This is a genomic window from Serratia liquefaciens (genome assembly GCF_027594825.1).
GTDB classification, from domain to species: domain Bacteria; phylum Pseudomonadota; class Gammaproteobacteria; order Enterobacterales; family Enterobacteriaceae; genus Serratia; species Serratia liquefaciens_A.
The window spans coordinates 793,891-817,229 of record NZ_CP088930.1; the positions used below are offsets into that span (position 1 = coordinate 793,891).

15 protein-coding genes are annotated in these 23,339 nt (G+C 57.6%); 4 read left to right on the forward strand and 11 right to left on the reverse strand.

Annotation, left to right across the window (positions count from 1 at the left end; translation table 11 throughout):
- Positions 1-2: 2 nt before the first annotated feature.
- Both LQ945_RS03610 and LQ945_RS03615 read right to left on the reverse strand, forming a co-directional pair.
- Positions 3-902, reverse strand: a complete 900-nt coding sequence (locus LQ945_RS03610; protein WP_269933584.1) for a transcriptional regulator — start codon at positions 900-902, stop codon at positions 3-5.
- A 780-nt stretch (positions 903-1,682) separates the two neighbouring features.
- Entirely contained in the window at positions 1,683-3,077 is a 1,395-nt protein-coding gene (locus LQ945_RS03615) for a NarK family nitrate/nitrite MFS transporter (protein ID WP_270102273.1), read from the reverse strand.
- Positions 3,078-3,440: 363 nt separating this feature from the next.
- On the opposite strand from LQ945_RS03615, the gene narX reads away from it, so the two are divergent.
- Complete coding sequence (narX, locus tag LQ945_RS03620) at positions 3,441-5,225, forward strand: nitrate/nitrite two-component system sensor histidine kinase NarX (protein ID WP_270102274.1); 1,785 nt, start codon at positions 3,441-3,443, stop codon at positions 5,223-5,225.
- Positions 5,226-5,236: 11 nt separating this feature from the next.
- Positions 5,237-5,887, forward strand: a complete 651-nt coding sequence (gene narL, locus LQ945_RS03625; RefSeq protein ID WP_044552006.1) for a two-component system response regulator NarL — start codon at positions 5,237-5,239, stop codon at positions 5,885-5,887.
- Here the strand turns inward: narL and LQ945_RS03630 are convergent.
- On the reverse strand, positions 5,884-7,389 hold the full coding sequence (locus tag LQ945_RS03630; RefSeq protein ID WP_270102275.1) for a YchO/YchP family invasin: 1,506 nt from the start codon (positions 7,387-7,389) through the stop codon (positions 5,884-5,886). The genes narL and LQ945_RS03630 overlap by 4 nt on opposite strands.
- A 525-nt stretch (positions 7,390-7,914) precedes the next feature.
- On the opposite strand from LQ945_RS03630, the gene LQ945_RS03635 reads away from it, so the two are divergent.
- Both LQ945_RS03635 and LQ945_RS03640 read left to right on the forward strand, forming a co-directional pair.
- Positions 7,915-8,631 carry a prepilin peptidase gene (locus LQ945_RS03635; protein WP_270102276.1) on the forward strand — a complete coding sequence of 239 codons (717 nt, stop codon included), beginning with the start codon at positions 7,915-7,917 and terminating at the stop codon, positions 8,629-8,631.
- A 100-nt stretch (positions 8,632-8,731) separates the two neighbouring features.
- Positions 8,732-9,298: a YbhB/YbcL family Raf kinase inhibitor-like protein gene (locus LQ945_RS03640; protein WP_270102277.1), complete on the forward strand. Its 567-nt coding sequence runs from the start codon at positions 8,732-8,734 to the stop codon at positions 9,296-9,298.
- A 4-nt stretch (positions 9,299-9,302) separates the two neighbouring features.
- Here the strand turns inward: LQ945_RS03640 and cobA are convergent, their stop codons facing one another.
- From cobA to LQ945_RS03680, 8 genes are all read right to left on the reverse strand, one after another.
- Positions 9,303-10,118 carry a uroporphyrinogen-III C-methyltransferase gene (gene cobA / locus LQ945_RS03645; protein WP_270102278.1) on the reverse strand — a complete coding sequence of 272 codons (816 nt, stop codon included), beginning with the start codon at positions 10,116-10,118 and terminating at the stop codon, positions 9,303-9,305.
- A gap of 13 nt (positions 10,119-10,131) precedes the next feature.
- On the reverse strand, positions 10,132-12,783 hold the full coding sequence (locus tag LQ945_RS03650; protein WP_270102953.1) for a nitrate reductase: 2,652 nt from the start codon (positions 12,781-12,783) through the stop codon (positions 10,132-10,134).
- Positions 12,780-16,925 carry a nitrite reductase large subunit NirB gene (nirB, locus tag LQ945_RS03655; RefSeq protein WP_420136183.1) on the reverse strand — a complete coding sequence of 1,382 codons (4,146 nt, stop codon included), beginning with the start codon at positions 16,923-16,925 and terminating at the stop codon, positions 12,780-12,782. The genes LQ945_RS03650 and nirB overlap by 4 nt, the downstream gene beginning before the upstream one ends.
- 10 nt (positions 16,926-16,935) lie before the next feature.
- Positions 16,936-17,724 (reverse strand): ABC transporter ATP-binding protein, encoded by a 789-nt coding sequence (locus LQ945_RS03660; RefSeq protein WP_270102280.1) that lies wholly within the window; start codon positions 17,722-17,724, stop codon positions 16,936-16,938.
- 10 nt (positions 17,725-17,734) lie between these two features.
- Complete coding sequence (gene ntrB / locus LQ945_RS03665; RefSeq protein ID WP_262240509.1) at positions 17,735-18,631, reverse strand: nitrate ABC transporter permease; 897 nt, start codon at positions 18,629-18,631, stop codon at positions 17,735-17,737.
- Positions 18,632-18,639: 8 nt separating this feature from the next.
- Positions 18,640-19,899: a CmpA/NrtA family ABC transporter substrate-binding protein gene (locus LQ945_RS03670; RefSeq protein WP_270102281.1), complete on the reverse strand. Its 1,260-nt coding sequence runs from the start codon at positions 19,897-19,899 to the stop codon at positions 18,640-18,642.
- 403 nt (positions 19,900-20,302) lie between these two features.
- The gene (locus tag LQ945_RS03675) at positions 20,303-21,583 is read right to left on the reverse strand and encodes a nitrate regulatory protein (protein ID WP_270102282.1); all 1,281 of its coding nucleotides are present in this window, start codon (positions 21,581-21,583) and stop codon (positions 20,303-20,305) included.
- Positions 21,584-21,642: 59 nt separating this feature from the next.
- Positions 21,643-23,217: an ABC transporter substrate-binding protein gene (locus LQ945_RS03680; RefSeq protein ID WP_270102283.1), complete on the reverse strand. Its 1,575-nt coding sequence runs from the start codon at positions 23,215-23,217 to the stop codon at positions 21,643-21,645.
- Between the last annotated feature and the right edge of the window lie 122 nt (positions 23,218-23,339).

Here is a 23,339-nt window from a genome sequence, read left to right on the forward strand (position 1 = left end):
TGCTAATTTTTAACATCGTAAGCGACCTGATATTCCATGGTTTTATTCGGCAGTATGAGATTAATCTTACCCGTCCCTTGCGCATCCGAAGTTTCGTATTTCACCGGCTGTTTCAACCTTCCTTGTTTAGGATCGACGCATTCGATGGTGGCCTGCTCCAGACTTTCCCCCTGATACAGGCAAAGCAGGGTTTGCGGACTGTTGGTGCGGGAGTTATTCAGCGTCAGCGTCAGCACTACACGGGTATTGTTTTGAATATCATTGATAATCGGCGGGCGGGTTTGATTCCCCAGCACGTAGGAGAAATGTGAAATAATGAGCAACGATACGAATACCGACAGGTATTTCACAACTCTGACGGCGGGTACGGAGAAAAAACCCGCTGAAGCCGGTATCTTTTTTCTGATTGATGTATTTTTAAGCGTTACTGGCGTTGCCGGAGGATCAACAGGAGCCATATTTTCATCATTGAGCTCTATTTCGTCAGCTAAAGTTTCATCCTGCTTATCGTTACTTTCGGAAAGTTCCGCTTGAATATCTTTATTATCGTTATTGTCGACACCCCATATTTCATCGTCGACATATTCCTCCTCTTCAGAAATAAAGTGAAAAACGGCCTTGTTCTCCACCTTATAACCTAAACGAGGAATGGTTCTGATAAGTGTATGCTCAGCATCGCCGATCTTTTGACGAATTGATTTAATTGTTTGATTTATCGTTGAATCCGAACAATAAGTCCCTTTCCAAATGTTTTCTATAATTTCCGTACGGCTAACCAGTTCTGGGGATCTGGCGACAAGAAGTGAAAGTATCTGATACTCCTTCCAACGTAGGCGAAATTTTTCCCTGGACGGTGTCAGAACATCTAGATTCCTAATCTTTATTCTTTTATCAAGATTCACTTTTAATTTCCTTAGCGTGCCTGTCCTGCACACTTTGTATAGAAATATGAAAAAATGTTCAAGAAATTAAATGTAAACTCAACAGGTTGCATTCATGGGATATTTATTTTTATAAAAAATTACTGATTTCATTTTTTACAACACCTCTCAAAAGGAGGCTATGTTTCTTTGAATGTCTTTATTTCCCTGTTGGAAACATGGTTTCTTATCATGATTTCCGGCAATAAAACTGGATTATCTTATTGTTTTAAAACAAAAACTATACGCATGTTAAAAAAATGTTATTTAAATGAAATTATGAAATTTCATCCCACCATCAAACAATATCATCTGTTTTTCCACCTAATCTGATTGTCAGATAGCCTACAAAAAGCCTGCTAAAACAGAATGAGAGTTATCTGATTTAGTCCCTCTCGGAATGCTTAGTTAAAATATAGCATCAAATACAAAGGTGTATTGTTAACTTGATGAAATGAATCTCCGCCAGAGTGAAGAAACAGAATTTCATTGCCACGCAAGGCAGCATTCACAGTGCGTTATTTCCGTAAGGAGTTCGACGTAGAAATGAAAAAATAATGTCGGAATAACATTTTTCGCAAAGACAGGAAAAAATCAAAGTGGAAGAGATATATCTATAAACAAAGGAAAAAGCAGTGCGTAATAATAAGAATATTACCTAAAACTACGAGGATTTCACTGGGGAGGTAAAAAGCTTCACTTAAAATGTGGGATAAAAAGCGCCTCCCCTGACGGGCAGGCGCAGAAGTTGTCAGTACGTGGCTATCTTTTACGGCCGTAAACGAACCAGGTCACCAACACGCACACAACATAAAACACCAGGAAGATTTTCATCGCGCCCGCCGGCGAACCGGTCAGCGTCAGCGAGGTACCGAAAGCCTGCGGAATAAAGAAACCACCGGCAGCACCAATCGCTGAGATGAAGCCCAATGCAGCGGCAGAATCAGTGACGGCCTCGCGCTGAGCACTTTCATCACTGCCCCCGGCCGCCTTAACCCGGTCGACGGTGATTTTGCGAAAGATAACGGCAATCATCTGGAAGGTAGAGCCACTGCCCAACCCGGCGGTGAGGAACAACAGCATAAAGACGCTGTAAAACGCGATAAACGATCCTGCGTGCCCTGCCCCCGGTAAGGTGAGGAACAGCAAGGCGGCGAACACCGCCATCAGCACAAAGTTAATCAGCGTGACGCGGATACCGCCAAAGCGGTCGGATAACGCGCCTCCCACCGGTCGTGCCAGCGCCCCCAGGAAAGGTCCAAAGAAGGCATAGTGCAAAATGACCACGTCCGGGAACTGGGTTTTAGACAGCATGGCGAAGCCGGCGGAAAAACCGATAAAGGAACCAAAGGTGGCGAGGTACAGCAGGCTCAGCACCCACAGGTGGCCCCGTTTGAGCACCGGCAACTGCTGACGCAACGACGCTTTAGAGGCCGCCAGATCGTTCATACCGAACCAGGCCGCCAGCGTGCCGACCAACAAGAAGGGTACCCAGATCCAGGCCGCATTTTCCAACCACAGTGAACTGCCGTCCGGCTGCTGCTGCGCCGTCCCGCCAAATACGCCGAAGACAGCGACGGAGATGACCAGCGGAGCCACCAACTGCATCACGCTCACACCCAGATTACCCAAGCCACCGTTCAGGCCTAAAGCGCCGCCTTGCTTAGCCTTGGGAAAGAAGAAACTGATATTGGCCATGCTGGAAGCAAAGTTGGCACCGGCAAAGCCACACAGCAATGAGATAATGACAAACATGCCATAAGGGGTAGTGGCATCCTGTACCGCGAAGCCCAGCCACAGGCAGGGTACCAGCAGGAAGCAGGTACTGATGGCCGTCCAGCGACGCCCGCCGAACATCGGGATAACAAATGAATAAGGGACGCGCAGGATGGCACCCGAAACGGAAGGTAGCGCGGTAAGCAGGAACAGCTGATCGGTGGTGAAATTGAATCCTACCTTGTTCAAATTGACCGCCACTGCGCTAAACAACATCCAGACGCAGAAGGCCAATAGCAGGCAAGGAATGGAAATCCACAGGTTGCGGTTAGCAATGCGTTGGCCGCGCTGCTGCCAAAATGCGGCATCCTCAGGCTGCCAGTCCTGAATAACCGCGCCTGTTTTTTTTGATTTTGATAATGACGTTGCTGATTGCGACATAAAAAACCTCAGACACAGGGTGATAACTTCGCTCACCCTAGGCGGCGCCCCCTACGGCAAAGTTGATGTAAATCAACCCGGATGCAGGTAGCCGGATGCCGGAAAATGCTCGCCATCCCTTTATGAGTAACCCGCTAACGTCGCTAAAAACAAAACAAATCAAGCGATTGAAAATCCCCCCGTACCGCCGCCACGCACCCACAATGCGAGGTGGAAACTAATGGGTACTTCGTTAGAGGTATGGGGTTATGCCTGGGTATGATGAAAAATAACGCGGAATCGTTACCACCTTCGCTGGCACCACCTGCTTTCGCCCTCTGGTTTCCAGCCGTTATTTTGCTATGCGCCGGGGATCCAAAGCCTATGAAACGCCTGTTAGCTCCGCTTTCCATCGTTAACCAGGTGGCCATTTTGATGTTGCTGCTTGGCATACTGGGCGTGGCCGGCATGAGCATTTCCGCCTGGATGTCACAGAGCATTCAGGGCAACGCCCACGCCATCAACAAAGCCGGTTCACTGCGGATGCAGAGCTATCGCCTGCTGGCAAAGGTGCCGCTGGATGCGCGCAGCGAAATCCTGATACGCGAACTGGATCAGGATGCAAACAGCCCCGACCTGCAACGCCCGCTGGAACAAGAAGGCTTGACCGAACAGTTTCAGGCGCTGCACGACTACTGGCGACTGACGCTGCTGCCGCAATTGCACCAGGCCCGTCAACCGACCGACGCAGCCCCTCAGGTGGCACATTTCGTCTCCCTGCTGGATGCGCTGGTCTCGGACATCGACCGCCATACCGAGCGCCGGTTGCTGACGGTGACGCTGGTACAGGCGGTGTTTATCGCCCTGACGCTGTTGCTGTTGGTGGGCACCATTTGTTACCTGCGCCGGCGCCTGCTGCATCCCTGGCGGCAATTGGTGGCGATGGCGTTGTCGGTGGGCCGCGGCGATTTCAGCCACCGCTTCACTCAACGTGGCCACCAGGATGAAATGGCCTCGCTTGGCGGCGCGTTAAACACCATGTCCGACGAACTGGCCACCATGTACAGCGGGCTGGAGCAACGGGTGGCGGAGAAGACCGCCGATCTTCAGCAAAAAAATCAGGTATTGAGCTTTTTGTACCGCGCCAGCCGCCAACTGCACGCCAATGAACCGCTGTGCAGCCGCCTGACGCCAATACTCAATCAGTTGCAAACCCTGACGCCGTTGCGCGCCATTCAGGTGCGGCTGTATGAAAACAACAGTCAGGAGCAGTTTGTGCAGTTGAGCGGCAACCAGCCGCTGCGGCCGGAATACTGCAATAACCCGGTGTGCAGCGCCTGCCTGAACGACGACGAGCAACAGCATGCCAGCCACCCATCACTGAGCTGGAGCCTGAGCGACAAGCTGGGAGATTATGGGGTGATTGTCGCGCAACATGCGCCACAGCGCCCGCTGAATGACGACCATAAGCAGTTGATGAACACCCTGGTAGAGCAGTTGACCAGCGTGCTGGCGATTGAACGCCAGGTTGACCACCAGCAACAACTGATGCTGATGGAAGAGCGTGCGGCGATAGCGCGTGAACTGCATGACTCCATCGCCCAGTCGCTGTCGTGCCTGAAGATGCAACTCAGTTGCCTGCAAATGCAGGGCGCGGAACTTTCCCCCGCCAACCTGGGGCTGGTGCAACAGATGCGAGAGGAACTGAACATTGCTTATCGCCAACTGCGCGAGCTGCTGACCACCTTCCGCCTGCGGTTGACGGAGCCGGGGCTGCTGGCAGCGCTGCAGTCGACGGTGCAGGAGTTTGGTCAACGGCTCGGTATTCCCATCAGCCTCGACTATCAGTTAACGCCGCGCACGGTGCCCACCTATCAGGCTATCCACCTGTTGCAAATTGCCCGTGAAGCGTTAAGCAATATCCACAAGCATGCCCAGGCCAGCCAGGTGAGCATTCAGGTGATCAATCAACGGGGCGAAGTCACCCTGAGCGTCTGCGATAACGGCTGCGGCCTGCCGCAAGATACCCTTCGCCCCGACCACTACGGCCTGATCATAATGCGCGATCGCGCCAAAAGCCTGCACGGCCGCTGCGAAATTTTGCCCCGCAACGGCGGCGGCACCGAGGTCCGGGTGGTATTCAAACCGGACAACCACGCCATCGACTAATGGGAGAAACCATGACGACCGAAACTGCCGCCACCATTTTACTGATTGACGACCACCCGATGCTGCGCAACGGCGTAAAACAGCTTATCGGCATGGACCCGCGCCTGCAGGTGATTGCCGAAGCCGGCAACGGTGAACAAGGTGTTTCGCTGGCCGAGGAGCACGATCCTGACCTGATCCTGCTCGATCTGAACATGCCGGGCATCAACGGGCTGGAAACGTTGGATCGCCTGCGCATGACCGCGCTTTCTGGCCGCATTGTGGTGTTTAGCGTGTCGAATCACGAAGATGACGTGGTCAGCGCGCTAAAACGCGGCGCAGACGGCTACCTGCTGAAAGATATGGAGCCGGAGGAGTTGTTGAAGGCGCTGCACCAGGCGGCCGCAGGCCAGATGGTCTTAAGCGAGGCGTTAACCCCGATTCTGGCCGCCAGCCTGCGCGAAAACCGCCCGAGCGCCGAACGGGATATTCAGCAACTGACGCCGCGCGAGCGCGATATTCTCAAACTGATTGCCCAGGGGCTGCCGAACAAGATGATCGCCCGCAAGCTGACCATCACCGAAAGTACCGTCAAGGTGCACGTCAAACACCTGCTGAAGAAAATGAAGCTGAAATCGCGCGTTGAGGCCGCCGTGTGGGTTCTGCAGGGTAAAAACGGTTAGTCAGCGCCGTTCAACGGCCCGGTCTCTGCCGGAATGGTGGGCGTTTGCAGCATTTTGGGCGGCGGCAAACCCTCGTCGCCCCCGGAAGAGGCTGTCAGCGGTGGCGCCACCTGCAGTTGTATCCAGTTGGAAGTCACCAACTGCTGCTTGTCGTCTTCCAGCGTGACCGATAAACGGTAGCGGTTTTCCGCCCCCGGCGTGTCATCCCACTGCGGCACAATCAGACTCCAGCCGTTCGGATCGTTGCTGTTTTGCGACGACGTCAGGCTCAGTGCCTGGGTATCCCCCTGCCAACTGACGCGGGTGATTTTATTGGTGGTTTTAATCTCCAGCTTCAACGGCAGCGTTTCCCCCGGTTGCAGGCTCCAGGGCGGCGTGGCCAGGAAGACCTGCAGCGTTTTACGCTGGCGGAACTCCATTACCGGGACATTTTTCCGTTCGATATTGTCATAGCGGCTGCCGCGCAGCGATTTGGCCTGGGCCACATACTCCGGCGATATCTGCTTTACCAGCGGTACGCCAAGACGATAGCTCAGCGCCAGTTCAACCTGATCCTGGCTCAGCCCGCCTTCCCCCATCTTGTGCAGCGCTTTCACCGTCACCAGCGGCACCGGCGTGTAATTCACCCCCAATTGCATCGCTCGCGGGTCGTTTTGTTTTTTACCGCTGCCAAACAGGTTCACGTTCTCCCCCCAGTACTGTTCGTAGCTGAGAGAGCCGCCGATCTGGCGGTAAAACGGCAGATAGCCTTGGGTGGTGATGTCGTAACCGCTTGCCGGACGACTGAGAAATTCGGCGTTATCGTTCTGTTGCGCCAGTGCCGATAACGGATAGTAATAATTGGCGGAAAAACGCAGGAAGTCGCCCCAGGCTTCGGCCCCCAGGCTGGCGCGGTTATGATTGCGTTTGAAGTCGCTGTCGAGCACCGTGTTGTAGCCCAGCAGCCAATCGCCGGCGACCCAACGCTGTCCAACGCCAAAGTTGCCCAACGCCCCTTCGGTTTGCTGCAGCAGGCCGAGCTGGCTGTAAGTCAGCAGCCCGTTAACGTCATACAGAGGGCTGAACAACTGGCCGCTGCTGCCGGAAAAATTCCCCTGTTCGGACATAGTCAGCGACAGTTTGGCGGTCCCCAGCGGTGACAGCAGCTCTTGCGCCTGTTGTTGCAGCACCTCGCCGGCTTGCCCCACCGCGTAACTCTCGGCGCGGGTACGCACCTGCTGGCCGGAAACGTTATTCAGGTTACGTTCCCCCAGCTGTTTGGCCATGGTGGCCCACTCTTTCTCGCGTTCGGCGTCATTCGAGGTATTGCCGCCCAGCTCCGGCAAAGTGTCGTCCGTATTCGCTTGATGGCTAACGGAAGGCGGCGCAGGGGGAGATTCGGCACCGGCGGGCAAGCTGCCCAGCAGCCACGCCAACGCCACCGCCGGTAAACAGGCAGGGGCCAAGAAGGTATGAACGGTTTTCTTCACTCTGTCACTTGCTTTAGGGATAGCTTCAATCATTACACCACCGCCGTTCCCTCATCCCGAGAGTGGGCGGATAAACCTTTTTTGCTGCGGCCACTCCAGGCAGCAGAACAACGACCTTTGCACAGCGAACAACCAGGGTATTGGCCCTGTCGGCACCGGGGCGCCAAAGTGCATCATGAATCCCAAAGTCTAATCGGTTTCTGATGATAAACCATCAGATAAACCTCAGTTTATCTTGTGACAACGTCACCAATACGATTTATATCACTTTACCAAGAGGGGTCAATCCCGATCGCGCCCAAACATTGGCATTCGGGCAGGATAAATTCACTAAATTTCATCGCAGATTTTGCCTGATTGATCAGCATTCATCTTTTCATAAAACACGGTAATGCTTTGATTATGCGTGGAAACCCTCAATTTCAGCGTATTTTACCTGGCTATAAACAATGCTTTGCGATCGCCTGCGCAAAGCGCGTCCTTACCTGGCACCTGCTCTGCTGTAAAACTCATTTTGCCGCTATTTTGAACGCTAATTTCAGTTCAGCAAGGATGCTTATGTTTAACCCCCCGCAGTGGGATCTGTGGTATCGCGGCCTGCTTATTCCGGCCATGTTACTGTCGGCGGTCATCGCCAGATGGCTCATGCATTCCGTGTCTCAGGATCTGGGGCAACGCCTGCCGCCGCTAAAAACCCGCACTCTGATGTTGATAGCCATCAGCGCCGGGCTGACGGCATTGCCTTTTAACCTCACACCGCTGCAGCAAACAGGACTGCTGCCGGTGGCAACCCTGTTGATCGCGCTGGCCTGCATCGACTGGCGGTACCGATTATTGCCCGATCGCCTGACGCAGCCGCTGTTATGGGCCGGGCTGCTGGCCAATCAGCAAGGCTGCTTTACCTCGTTGAACGAGGCGGTGACCGGGGCCACCGCCGGCTATCTGTCATTGTGGTTGCTTAACGCCGGTTATCGCTGGCGGCGAAAAAAAGAGGGCATTGGCCAGGGCGATTTTAAAATGCTGGCGGCCCTGGGGGCCTGGAGCGGCTGGTCTGCCCTGCCCATGTTGGTTACCGGCGCGGCAGTGGCAGGCTTATGCGTTGCGACGTTGGCCTGTTTACGCCGCAGCCCCGGCAGAGATGCCCCGCTGCCGTTCGGCCTCTATCTGGCCCTTTCCGGCTGGTTTACCCTGCTTTCGCTGGCCGACATGGATATCACGCCCTTCATCAAGGGAAATTCTCTCATTTCAGCTTATTTCACCCCAATGGCCGATTAATACCGTCGCCGGCGCTGTTATAGCCGACTGTTGGCCAGGCTGTTATAGCGAGCCGCTCTCTGCGCCACTATGCTTTATTTAAGCAAACACAGGAGGCTGTATGATCGGTCGTGGTTTCTCCGCACTCGCGCTCAGCGCGGCATTACTTACCGGTTCGCTGTCGTTCACGGCACAGGCCGCCGGCACCTTTACCCTCAGCTCATCGGCGTTTCAGGACGGTGGTATGCTGGCGCAGAAATACGCCGGAGCTACACCGGGCAATGCCAGCTGCACCGGCGACAACGTTTCACCTCCGCTGAGCTGGACCCACCCGCCGGCGGGCACCACCAGCTTCGCCCTGCTGCTGTCCGACCCCGAAGGCCGCGCCGGTTTGGGCGTTAGCCATTTGGTGGCTTATGGCATCCCGGCCACGGCCAGCGGTTTCGCCGAAGGCGACCTCACGCAGGGCAAAGGCTTTATCGGTGGCAAGAACTCACCGGGCACCGCGGTATATCACGGTCCATGCCCACCGGCGGGTTCAGGCTTGCACCACTATACCTTCGTGCTGATCGCCACCGATCTCCCGCCTCATGCGCTGGGGCCAGGATTAACTCGCGAACAGCTGTTGGAAAAATTGCAGGGCCACGCCAAGGGCGGTGCGGGTATCATCGGTCGCTTCGGTCAATAACCGCTCAGGCGGTCAGCGCTGGTTCAGGCAACGCGGCAATGACGTTCGTCGTACGGTAGAGGCTGACCACCTCACCAATCACCAGCAAGCTGGGTGAAACGGGCCGCTGTTTGGCGATCAACGCCGGTAATGCTGATAATGTGCCAATCAATACTCGTTGGCGCGGTAACGTGCCGCGTTCAACGATCGCCAACGGCGTCTGTGGCGCCATACCATGGCGTATCAGCTGCGCGGTAAGCGTTTCACTCAGGCTCAGCCCCATATAAAACACCAGAGTCTGGCCCGCGGTAACCAACCCTCGCCAGTCCAGGTCGACTTCGCCATTGCGGCAATGCCCCGTCACAAAGCGTACCGACTGTGCGTAATCGCGGTGGGTCAGCGGAATGCCGCTCACCGCCGCACAACCGCTGGCAGCGGTGATGCCCGGCACCACATGGCACACCACACCATGGCGTTGTAAATGCACCATTTCCTCCCCGCCGCGGCCAAAAATAAAAGGGTCACCGCCTTTTAAGCTCACCACTCGATTACCGGCCTGTGCCAACTCCACCAGCAGCGTGTCTATTTCGGTTTGCGACAGGGTATGGCATCCCATCGATTTCCCCACGTCGATACACAGGGCCTTTTTCGGCAATAAAGCCATTACCGCCGGGGAAACCAGCCGATCGAACACCACCACGTCGGCCTGCCGGATCACCCTCAGTGCCTTTAAAGTCAGCAGTTCCGCATCCCCCGGCCCGGCGCCCACCAACCACACCTCGCCGCTGCGTACCGGCTGCTGCCTGTCTCCAGCCCGCATCAGTCTCTCTATCGCGATCATTTCACGCCCTCCGCTAAGCCACCCGTTGGGATGCATGTTGTTGAATCAATTTTTTCAGCTCAGGCAAGCAGGAACCGCAGTTAGTCCCGCATTGCAGGCTCGCACCCAGCGCTTGCGTGCTGTGACATCCCGCCCGAATCGCAGCGATGATGTGGTTCTCTCCTACGCCGAAACAGCTGCAAATCGTGGCCCCCGCCGCCTGTTCACCGGGTGCGCCGCGCCCTGCCAACAACGCCAGCCGCTGCGGCCCGCTGGCAGGTGCCTGTTCAAATGCATTGAGGATCGCCGGCCGATCGAGCACCGGTGCATGGCTGCGCACATAAAACGCCAGCTGTACCTCCCCCTGTCGCCAGCCAAGCAGGTGCAAGCCACGCTGCGCCAACTGTGCCGTCTGCAGCGTCAGGCCCTCCAGCGTGAAATGCCGCCTGAGCCAGGCTTGCCAGTCTTCCACCGGTTGCTGCCCTGCCATGATGTAGTGAGTCAGGCCGTCCTGCGCCACCCGGCTCCAGTAAATCCCCTTGGGGGCGGCAATCTCGGTGCGTAGGAAAATCTCTGCCTGCCAGCTCACCGGCCAATGACTGACCCGCACCGGGGCATGCTTGCTTTCCGGTTGGCCGGAGTCGACATCCACCACCGGTGGAATCAAAGCGTCAACTCGCCCCTGCGCGGTAAACTGCCCATTCCAGTGCATCGGCACAAACACGCTGCCACGTCGCTGCCCAGGGTTACACTGCGCACGCGCCAGCATCCAACTGTGAGGGGAACTGAGCCGCACCAAGCTGCCGTCGATGATGCCCTGTTCGGCAGCGTCCTGAGGATGCATCTCGCAAAACGGCTCGCTCAGATGACGCATCAGCCGCGCAGCTTTGCCGGTGCGCGTCATGGTGTGCCATTGATCTCGGATACGACCGGTGTTTAACACCAGGGGGTAGCGTGACGACACGGCATTGTGCGGCAGGCGCGGCGTTACCGGCAGCAATCGCGCCCTGCCGTCCGCATGGAAAAAACGTCCTTCGCTGAACAAACGTCGGCAGCCGGTGGGGTGCTGCGCATTGAGCGGCCACTGCACCGGCTTCATCCGCAGCCATTGCTGCCGATCCAGTCCTGCCAGCAGGCCAATGTCGAACGCCCGTGCCCCCTCATTTTCAAAACCGGACAGCGCCGCGTGTTCGCTGAAAATCTCACAAGGATGACGGTAGCCAAACGCCGCACCATAGCCCATACGCTGCGCCACCTGGCTGAGGATCCACCAGTCGGCGCGAGCTTCTCCCGGCGGCGGTAAAAATGCGCGCTGCCGTGAGATGCAGCGTTCGGAGTTGGTGACGCTGCCTTCTTTTTCCCCCCAGGCCAGCGCCGGCAGACGAATATGCGCCAGTTCGGCGGTATCGGTCGCCGCCATCACTTCGGACACCACCACCAGCGGGCACTGCTTCAACGCCTGGCGTACCGCATCGGCATCCGGCAGGGAAACGGCCGGGTTGGTCCCCATAATCCATACCGCCTTTACCTGGCCGGTGGCTATCGCCTGGAACAGATCTACCGCGTTCAACCCCGGCTGCCGGGCTATGCGCGGTGCCTGCCAGAAACGCTGCACCCGGTCTATATCCTCAGCGTTGAACCCCATATGCGCCGCCAGTTGGTTGGCCAAGCCGCCCACTTCTCGCCCGCCCATGGCATTGGGTTGGCCGGTGATCGAAAACGGGCCGCTGCCCGCCCGGCCAATGCGTCCCCCCGCCAGATGCAGGTTAATAATCGCATTGCACTTGTCCGCCCCGCTTGCCGACTGGTTGATGCCCATCGAATAGAGCGTCACCCAGTCACGGGACGCAGTCAGCAGTTGGAAGAATGCCAATACCCTGTTCAGGGGCAGCCCGCAAAACTCCGCCACTCGTGACGGCGACCAGGGGATTGCTGCCGCCAACGTGGCCTCTACGCCGTTGGTATGCCGTTGCAAAAAAGCTTTATCCAATCCGCCGTGCTCGGCCAGCCAGTTCAGAGCACCGGTAAACAGCGCCGCGTCGCTGCCGGGCCGCAGCGGCAAATGTAAATCGGCAATGTCACAGGTCGCCGTCTCACGTGGATCAATCACCACCACCCGCATCTGCGGACGTTGCCGACGCGCCTTTACCAACCGCTGATAAACCACCGGATGCGCCCAGGCAGTATTGGAGCCGGTCAGAATCACCAGATCGGCCTGCTCGAGATCCTCATAGCAGCCAGGTACCGCATCGGCACCGAACGCCCGTTTGTAGCCGACCACTGCCGAAGCCATACACAGCCTGGAATTGGTGTCGATATTGGCGGCACCAATGAATCCCTTCATCAGTTTGTTCGCCACGTAATAGTCTTCGGTCAGCAGTTGGCCTGAGGCATAAAACGCCACCGCCTGCGGGCCATGCTGTTCGATAATGCGGCTAAAACGCAGCGCCACCTGATCGAGCGCCTGTTCCCATCCCACTGGCTGCCCTTCAATCTGTGGTTGCAACAGGCGGCCCGCCAGATCCAGAGTTTCCCCCAGCGCGCTGCCTTTTACGCACAGTCGCCCCTGATTGGCCGGATGCTCAATATCGCCGCTGACCGCGAACGCACCTTCGCTCTGTCGATCGACGGTCACGCCACAGCCAACGCCGCAGTATGGACAGGTGGTGCAATGCGCGGCGCTCATGGCGTGACGTCCGCCGTTTCCGGCCGTCTGCTCGTTGCCCCCAGCGGCTGGCTGCATACCCACACGCGGCCCGCTTCTACCCGCACCGGCCAGGCGGTTACCCCATTTTCTGGATTGTCCACGCAGATGCCGTCACTCAGGCGGAAGCGTTGCTTGTACAGAGGGGAAATCACCACCGGCTCGCCCGCTACATCACCGATCAAGCCACGCGCCAACACGTTGGCATCGCTGTCCGGCTCCTTGTTTGCCAACGCATAAACCCCGCAGTCCGGAAGATGAAACAGCGCAATTTGCCGTTGTCCCAAACGGGCGGCAATGCCGGCATGGGACGGAATATCCGTCAGCGCGCAAACATCCTGCCACTGTCCACCAGTGCCGGCGGCGGGTTGCACCTCGATCACCTGGGCCCGTTCCTCTCCCAGCGCCGGGCGACGCTGGCCGCGATCCGTCTGCCAGACAATCGCCTCGTCAGGCTGTTCGCTATTGACGAACGGACGGAACAGCTTCAGCCGATCCGGGCTGGCGAGCGTGGTTTGCCATTCACACTGGTAGACGCTCACCACCCTCTCCATTTCGGCATCCAGTTCGCGGCCAATGCCCAGGCTGTCTTGCAAAACCACCTGGCGCAGGTAGTCCAGCCCACCCTCCAGGTTATCCATCCAGGTGCTGGTGCGCTGCAGGCGATCGGCGGTACGGATATAGAACATAAGGAAACGATCGACGGTGCGGATCAGCGTGTCAGTATCAAGATCGCTGACAAACAGATCCGCATGGCGCGGTTTCATGCCGCCATTGCCGCACAAATAGAGGTTCCAGCCTTTGTCGGTGGCAATCACCCCCACGTCTTTGCTCTGCGCCTCTGCGCATTCTCGCGTGCAACCGGAAACCGCCATCTTGATTTTGTGCGGCGAGCGCAGCCCCTTGTAACGATGCTCCAACGCGATCGCCAACGCGGTAGAATCCTGCACGCCATAACGACACCAACTGGAACCGACGCACGACTTCACCGTACGTAACGACTTGCCGTAGGCATGCCCGGTTTCAAAACCGGCATCGACCAACTGCTGCCAAATCTCCGGCAGTTGCTCCAGCCGCGCGCCAAACATGTCGACCCGCTGCCCGCCGGTAATTTTGGTGTAGAGCTGATAACGCTGGGCGATTTGACCAATGGCAATCAGCCCTGCCGGGGTGATTTCACCGGCCGGTACCCGTGGGACCACCGAATAGGTGCCGTCTTTCTGGATATTGGCGAAGAAACGGTCATTGGTGTCCTGCAGCGGCAAATGCTCCGGTTTCAACAAATATTCGTTCCAGCACGACGCCAGAATTGACCCCGCCAGCGGTTTGCACACCTCACAACCACGCCCATGACCGTGTCGAGACAGCAGTTCGTCAAAGGTGCGGATGTTGCCGACGCGTACCAGGTGATACAGCTCCTGACGTGAATAGGCGAAATGCTCGCAAACGTCTTTTTTCACCACTACGCCACGCTGCTGCAGTTCGTGCTCCATCAGCTGTTTGACCAACGCCGCACAGCCGCCACAGCCGGTTCCCGCTTTGGTGCAGGCCTTGACCGCCGCCAAATCGCCGCAGCCTTGTTCCACTGCGGCGCTGATATCGCCCTTGCTGACGTTGTGACAAGAGCAAATCTGAGCCATGTCCGGCAAGGCTGAGACCCCCAGGGCTTTCGGTGCTGACCCGGCCGTCACAGGTAAAATCAGACTCTCCGGCATCGCGGGCAGCGGCAGATCGTTGAGCATCATCTGTTGCAGCGTGCTGTATTCCGCGCTGTCGCCCACCAGCACCGCGCCCAGCAGTCGCTTGCCGTCGGCGTCAATCACCAGCTTTTTATACACCTGTGCCGGGCCGTCTACCCAACTGTAGCTTTGGCTGTCGGGAGTATAGCCATGGGCATCACCCAGCGACGCCACTTCCACGCCCAACAGTTTGAGTTTGGTGCTCATATCGGCACCACAGAACACCGTTTCCTTGCCGGCCAGCCGATCGGCCAGGGTACGAGCCATCTGGTAGCCGGGAGCCACCAGACCGAAGATTTGTCCGTTCCACAAGGCGCACTCGCCAATGGCATAAATCGCCTCATCGCTGGTGCGACACTGGCTGTCAATCACAATCCCGCCGCGTGCCCCCACCTCCAGTCCGGCCTCGCGGGCAAGCTGGTCTCGTGGGCGAATACCAGCAGAAAACAGAATTAAATCAGCCTCTAAGCGCTCATTATCGGCAAAATTCATGCAGTGACGGTGTAACGAACCTTCGACAATTGCCTGAGTTTGCTTGCCGGTATGTACGCTGACCCCCAACGCCTCAATTTTTTTGCGCAACATCGCCGCGCCGCCCTCATCCAATTGCACGCCCATCAGGCGCGGCGCAAACTCGACCACGTGGGTATTCAGCCCCAGTTGTCGCAACGCATTGGCGGCTTCCAGCCCCAGTAAACCGCCACCGACCACCACGCCGACCCGGGCGCTGTTGGCACAGTCGGCTATTGCCGCCAAATCATCAAGCGTACGATAAACCAGGCAGCCGGGGCGATCGTTGCCCGGGATCGGTGGAACAAAGGGGTAGGAGCCGGTCGCCAGCACCAATTGGTCGTAGGCCGTTTCTCGACCTTCGGCGTCAATCACGCATTTGCGTTGGCGATCGATAGCGGCAACAGCCTGCCCCAGCCGCAGTTCAATGCCGCTACGTTCGAAGAATCCCTCCTCCACCATCGACAGCGATTCCGCACTGCGACCGGAGAAAAACTCGGACAAGTGCACCCGGTCATAAGCCGCTATCGGCTCCTCGCCAAACACCACAATGTGATACCGCTGATGCAGCTCGCGTGCGACCAATTGTTCCAGGAAGTGGTGGCCGACCATGCCGTGACCGGCAACCAACAAAACGGGTTTGTGCATATCAGAAATCCTCTCTTCAGACGCCACAGGCGCCCCGGGTTCGCAACGGCCAAACAACAGTTCATCCGGGTGAAGCACCGGCATGCCAAGCTGCTGCAGATAAAAAGCGCTGTCCTGAGCGTCGCCATACAGCACCACGCCCTGTAATTTGCCGTCGCGCATCAGCAGGCGGCGATAATGCCGGGCCTGCGGGTCTTCGGCGTGATGCAGTTCGGTTTGGGCGTCTGCGTGCATTTCACCGGCGCTGAACACCTCGACGCCGCTGACCTTCAGCCGGGTATGCAGCGGCGTCGGACGATAACCCGCCACCGGCTCTCCGCTCAGCCGCTGCGCCAATAATCCGGCTTGCTGCCAGCAAGGGGCCACCAGGCCAAACGTGGTGTCGCCAAACTGGGCGCACTCGCCAAGGGCGAATATCGCCGGATCCTCTGTTTGCAGCCGATCGTCGATCACAATGCCGCGATCGCAGGCCAATCCGGCGGCCTGTGCCAGGCTGATTTCTGGCCGTACGCCAATGGCGATCACCGCCAATTCACAGGCCAGTAGCTCGCCGTTACTCAAGCTGACGCCGCTAATTTGTTCGCTTCCCCTGAACTGGCTGACCTCGCAGTTCAACCGGCATTCGATACCGCGCTGAAGCAAATTGTGTTGCAGCATTTCACCGGCACGGGCGTCCAGCTGTCGCTCCATCAGGTGTTCGCCACGGTGTATTACGGTGACGACCATACCGCGCTGTGCCAGCGCTGCCGCCGCCTCTATCCCCAATACGCCGCCGCCCACCACCAGCGCCGGTCTGCCCGGTCGGCAGCGTGTGAGCATCGCCTCAACATCATCCAGGGTGCGAAACCCCTTTATGCCGTTCAATGTCACCCCCGGCAGCGGCGGCAGAAATGGCCGTGAACCGGTGGCGAACACCAACAGGTCATAAGCCACCCGATGAGTTGCGGTAATAACTTGTTTTTTCTGCCGTTCTACCGCCAGTGCCGGTTCACCGGCCAGCAGCCGCACGCCGTGCTGCCGATACCACTCAGGGTCATGCAGCAGGGTATCGCCGAACGTTTTCTCCCCCGCCAACACCGGCGACAGCAGAATGCGGTTGTAGTTGCCGCGCGGCTCTTCGCCAATCACCGTAATGGCATAACGTTGCGGTGCCAGCCGACACAAGGTTTCCACCAGTCGCATACCGGCCATGCCGTTACCAATCACCACCAGTTTGGGTTTGTCCATCATCCGGCTCTCATGCCGCTTTCGCGTGCTTCTCGTAAAGGAACTTCAGTACCTGCCGACGGTAATGGTGATATTCCGGGGCATCCGCCAGTGCGACCCGGGAACGCGGACGTGGCAGCGCCACCGACAGAATTTCGCCGACGGTAGCCGACGGGCCATTGGTCATCATCAGCACCCGATCGGACAGCAGCACGGCTTCATCGACGTCATGGGTGATCAGCACTATGGTGGTATGGAGCCGCTGCTGAATTTCCATCACCGCATCCTGCAGATGCGCGCGTGTCAGCGCGTCCAGCGCACCGAACGGCTCATCCATCAGCAGCACCTTGGGTTTCATCGCCAGCGCACGGGCAATACCGACGCGTTGTTTCATACCGCCGGAGATTTCATGCGGACGCTTGTGCAGAGCGTGGCTCATGTGCACCAACGCCAGGTTGTGTTCGATCCAGTCGCGCATTTCGCTACGCGTCATCTCCTGGCGAAAGACCTGATGCACCGCCAGCGCCACATTTTCGTAGGTGGTCAACCACGGCAGCAGTGAATGGTTTTGAAACACCACGCCGCGCTCTGGTCCCGGCCCGGTGATTTGCCGGTTGTCGCACAGCAACACCCCATCGCTGGGCAGGGTCAGCCCGGCAATCAAATTCAACAATGTCGATTTTCCACAGCCGGAATGCCCGATCAGGCTGACGGTCTCACCGGGCTGAATATCAAAGCTCACTCGCTCCAGGGCAATAAATTCCCCCTGAGGTGTGGCAAAACGCTGGCTGACGTTCTGGATCTGAATAATCGGTTTCATGGCCTGCTCCTTAACGGTTCTGATAGCTAAAACGTTTTGCCAATAACATCAGCCCCTGCTCGAGCAGCAGCCCCACCACGCCGATCACCACGATGGCGATAATGATGTTTTCAACGTTGAGGTTGTTCCACTCGTTCCAGATCCAAAAGCCGATGCCCACGCCACCGGTCAGCATTTCCGCCGCCACAATCACCAGCCAGGCGATGCCGATCGACAGGCGCACCCCGGTCAGTACGTAAGGCAGCACCGCCGGGAACAGGATCTTGCGCATCACCGTCCATTCCGACAGTTTGAGCACCCGTGCCACGTTGAGGTAATCCTGCGGGATACGCGTAACGCCCTCTGCGGTATTGAGGATCATCGGCCAGATGGAGCAGATAAAAATGGTCCAGGTCGACGCCGGCTCTGCACGCTGAAACAGCAGCAGGCCGATGGGCAGCCAGGCCAGCGGGCTCACCGGACGCAGCAAAGAAATGATCGGGTTGAGCATGTTCGCCAGAAAAGCAAAACGCCCCAGCAGAAAGCCGGCCGGAATACCGACCAGCGCCGCCAGCCCAAAACCGACCGCCACTCGTTGCAACGAGGCCAATACGTTCCAGCCAATGCCCTGATCGTTCGGGCCGGCGGAATAAAATGGGTCGGCAAACAGCACCAGCGCCGCCTGCCAGGTTGCCCATGGCGTAGGAAACCCCTTGCTGTTGAGCGCCGCGACCTGCCAGACCACCAGGGTCAGGACCAGTCCCAAAACCGCAGGGACCCCACGGCGAAAGCCCTGTTGCAGGAGCAAACGCCAACGCGGCACACGCCCCGGCTGTGGGGCGGCCGCGCGTTTTAGCGGTACGATCTCCGCACTGACTTCTACGTTTGATGACACAGGGACTTCGATCCGTTCGGCGAGATTTTTCATGATTTACCTCAACGCTTTAAAGAAAAACTGCTGGCGTACTCCGCCGGATTGCTGCCGTCCCAACGCTTACCGTCAAACAACGTGCTGGTGCGCATATTGCCGCTGGGCAGGTTGACCCCGCCCACCGCGGCAGCGGCCTGTTTGTAGATGTCGGTACGGTTGATGCGTTGCGCGACGGCCAGATAGTCCGGATCAGTATTCAGCAGCCCCCAGCGGCGATGCTGAGTCAGGAACCACATGCCGTCGGACAGGTAGGGGAAGCTCACCTCACCGTCGTGGAAAAAGCGCATCGCATGCGTGTCCTGCCAGGTCTTGCCCAGGCCGTTCTGATATTGGCCGAGCATGCGACCGGTAATGATCTCCGGTTTGGTATTGATGTAGGCGCGCCCCGCCACGGTTTGGGCAGTTTCCAGGCGATTGGCATCCGAACTGTCGATCCAACGCGCGGCATCCAGCACTGCAGCAGTCAGTGCGCGGGCGCTGTTCGGATTGGCGGCCACCCAGTTGCCGGTGGTACCCAACACTTTCTCCGGATGGTCGGGCCAGATTTCCTGAGTGGTGATTGCGGTAAAACCCACGTTTTCGGTAATTGCTCGTTGGTTCCAGGGCTCGCCCACGCAGAAACCGCTCATGTTGCCGATCTTCATGTTCATCACCATTTGCGGCGGCGGCACCACCACGTTGCGTACGTCGTCAAACGGGTGAATGCCGGCGTTCGCCAGCCAGTAATACAGCCACATGGCGTGAGTACCGGTCGGGAATGTCTGGGCAAAGGTGTAGGTGCCCTTGGCGCCGGCATCGACGGTTTTTTTCAAGACTGTCGCATCGGTGACGCCGGCCTGTTTCAACTGGTTGGAGAGCGTGATCGCCTGGCCGTTGTTGTTGAGCGTCATCAGTACCGCCATATCATGCTGCGGCCCGGCGACGCCCAACTGCAGGCCATAAACCATGCCGTACAGCACGTGGGCGGCATCCAGCTCGCCGGACAGCAATTTGTCGCGCACCGCGGCCCAACTGGCCTCCTTGCTGGGGATGATTTTGATGCCGTATTTCTGATCAAACTGTTTCACCGCCGCCATCACCACCGAAGCGCAGTCGGTCAGAGGAATAAAACCCACCCGGATCTCTTTTTTCTCCGGTGCGTCAGAGCCTGCCGCCCAGGCTGCGTTCATCAGGCCGGGCAACAGCATGCTGCCTCCCAGCGCCGCGCTGCCGACCAAAAAACGGCGGCGCGTCAGGCTAAGCCCAGCGGGTTTGGTGTGCGTCATCAGCAAGTCCTTCAATCAGGCGATAAAATAAAAAAGGCGTCCCATCAGCACATTCCACCGTTGGGGTGAACATGCTGAAAGGACGCCTTTATCCAAAAATTTGTTGGCAACCCGACCGCCATTGGCCGCGTTACGTTTTATCTAATGCAGCTTGCATGCCATTTCTATAATTTTAATCCCACCCATTTGTACCCTATGAATTTCGAGTGGTAGCCAGATACCCGGTTCGCTGATCCCCAGGCCAGACAGGGGCGCTGCATGCTGCGCTCGCATTTATCGGAGCGAATATATTCGCCCCCTACGGTGGCTGGAGTTTGCGCACACCGCTTGAAAGGCAACGGGTACACCGGCTTGTCTGCACAATCTCAAGGCAGAAACTGCACTGACTGTGTGCATATACTCCTTAGGGGGTACCGCTTGCCGGCGGCAAGATATCCGCGACTGCCAGCATAGCGCTGGCGATGTCAATCAACCGCCGGTTTTGATTCATTGCCATGTTAAGCAACTGGCGATGAGCCTCCGCCTCCGTCAGACCACGATGCTGCATCAGTAACCCTTTGGCGCGCTCGATCTGTTTGCGTTCGTGCAGCGTTGCGCGTGCCGTTGCCAACTCTTCCGACAGTACCTGCAGCCGTTGCGACTGCTGCTGAATCAACTCCAGCATTGAGCGGCCCAGGCGCGGGTTGATGCCCTCTCCCACCAACGGCGATGTATCGCCCAAGGGGGACGCGACAAAAACCGCGTAACTTTCTTTCGTCTGTTGCGGCACATTTCCGGCACAATCCGTCACCAGTGCACGCTGGGCCTGAGCCAGGCTATGGCGACAACTGGTCATCAGCGCTTCCTCCAGGCGGTCCTCAATGTGTTTCATCAGATCGATTCGCGCACTGGTTATCTCGAACCAACGCAGGCTGCTGTCAGCGCGCTCGCTCAATTGCCCTTGGGTGCAGGCGATGCGGCGCAAGCGCTCAAACTCGCGGTCATCCTGCTGTTGCATGCGTTGCCACCGGTCTCGTGAAGGTTGATCGGCAAACTCGATGAAAGTATGAAAACATCGCTCCTGCCCCTCTATCAGCATCAACAGTTGCTGATGGGTCGCCTCGTCAAAACGCCTGGCGGCAAAACCGGCCGATCCAATTGCCCGCTCTTGCCCGGCCAACTCCTTGCCCTGCATAAAGCTGAACATGGCAAGCAGCGCACGCGCAGTGGTTGGCTCAACACAGGCATCCGCCGCTTCGAACACCAGCGCCAACAGGCTGCTAATAATGTCATTGAACGTGCTCATGGCCACAGGCTGCGGCATCTCTCGTTGCTGGACCTGACGGCGAAGCTTGGGTAAGGCAGTGAGGCTATACAGCGCGCAGGCAATACGGCTGAACAGACGGCTGGCGCTGACCAACGGCGCACTGTTGTCATCCAACTGCACCAACAACCGCTGTACCGCCAGCTCGGCCTGCTCCACGTCCTGAGCGCGACCGACCAACCGCTCGCCGAACAGCGTCCCTTGCGAACACAGGTAAATATTGATAGTGCCGCGCTCTCTCTGAAGCACGTGGATTAGCTGGCTGATCCGGCCAACCAATTTCCCCATCTGCAACAATTGCTGCAGCACGGCAATTTCACAGCGTTTTGAGGCCAGCAAGAAATCGCCGGCACTGGGAGGGAAAGCGTGATTACGACTCATGACAGGATCCCCTGAGCGAGATAAATAACCCAGTCCTGCAAAAGCCGTGCCGAGGCGGGTTACTTACTCACGCGATCCAGATACAGCATGCTGTTGGCGATATCCACATGCGCGTCTTTAACGTTGTCGCGCAGCGCTACCAGGGTTTGCCCCTGCAACGCCACGACGTAGGGGGAACTGGCCTGCAGTTCACGCTGCAACGTGACATAACGCGCAGCGCGGGTTGCGGCGTCCCCTTCCGCCGCCGCCGCACGGGTTTCCGCACTCAAGGCAGGGATGTTCCACTGGGTGCGCCAGGCCAGGGTTTTCGGCCCATTCGGCACGTTGTAGGCAAAGGCGCTGGCGTTGGTGTTCGGATCCAGATAGTCGGCCCCCCAGTAAGTGAAGATGGCCTGGAAATCGCGGCCGCGCATTTTGCCCCACAGATCGCTCTCCACCACCGGATGAATATCCAACTGCAGGCCGGCCTTGGCAAAGCTGGCCTGCAGCGCCTGGGCGATATCGGTATACGGCGGCTGGTTGATGACGATCAGATCAATACGCGTTCCTTCGGCGATACCCGCGTCATGCAAAATCTGTTTGGCCTTGGCGACGTCGAGCTTGAAAGGCTGGCTGTCGAGGGCGCCATCCAGCCCCTGCGGCAGGAATGCCTGGTGAACGCGATACTGCCCCTTCAGCAGGTTGTCGGCAATCGTCTGGTAATCCACCAGCCAGCGTGCCGCCTGCCACAAGGCCGGGTTACTCAAAGCCGGCACCTGCTTGCTGCCGGTATTGAACCCCAGGTAATAGACTTTGGACGAATCGCGCTGCTCGATCCTGATGCCTTTTTCGTTACGCAGCGAGTTGAACTGATCGGCCCCCAGATCATAAGCCACGTCAGCGTCCCCTTTCAGCAGCAATAAACGGCGGGTACCGGCGTCGCTGACGTTTTTCAGCAGCACCGTTTTCAGTTTGGCCTGCGGCTGAGCGTAGTCGTTGCGGCTAAACAGCAGCGCCTCATGTGGCACATAGTTGCTGACTCGATAAGCGCCGGCACCGGCAGAGTTCGAACGCAGCCAGGCATTGCCAAAGTCCCCCTGCTGACCGTGCTCGCTGAGCAGCTTTTCATCAACTATCGACGCCACCGGCGCGGTTAACAGCCGCAGCGCCAGCCCACTGCCGATATTGGCCGACCAACTCAGTTGCACCTGGTTATCGCTCAGTTTTTTCAACTGGCTCTCGACGTTTTCCGGCGTCCAGCCGAACTCACCGAGAATAAACGACGGCGCCTTGTTCAGTTTCACCGCCCGCACCAGCGAGAAGATCACATCCTCCGGGCGTACCGGATTGCCGGAGGCGAAACGCTGGTTGGCCTTCAGGGTAAATATCAAACTGTGGCCGTCCGCCCCCGTTTGCCAGCCGCTGGCCAGCTCCGGTGCCAGCTTTTCCGGCGTAGTGCGATCCGGTGTCAGCAGGCGCTGATACAGGTTGACCAGGTTGGCCGAACTGACGGTTTCAAAGCTTTCGGCGGGATCAAGACTGATGATGCCTTCCAGGGAACTGACCACCACCAGCGTGTCTTTCGGGGTGGCAGCCTGCGCACCGAAGCTCGCCGCCAGGGCACTGAACAATAACGTTGGGATTAGCCGTTTCATTGATGCACTCTCCAGAATCACGCGGATGCGTTATTTGGCGAGTGTAGGGGCAGCAACTTAGTAGAAGAACCACTATAAATTGCTTTATTTATTACTCAGATGAATATGCCCGCCGGATGAAC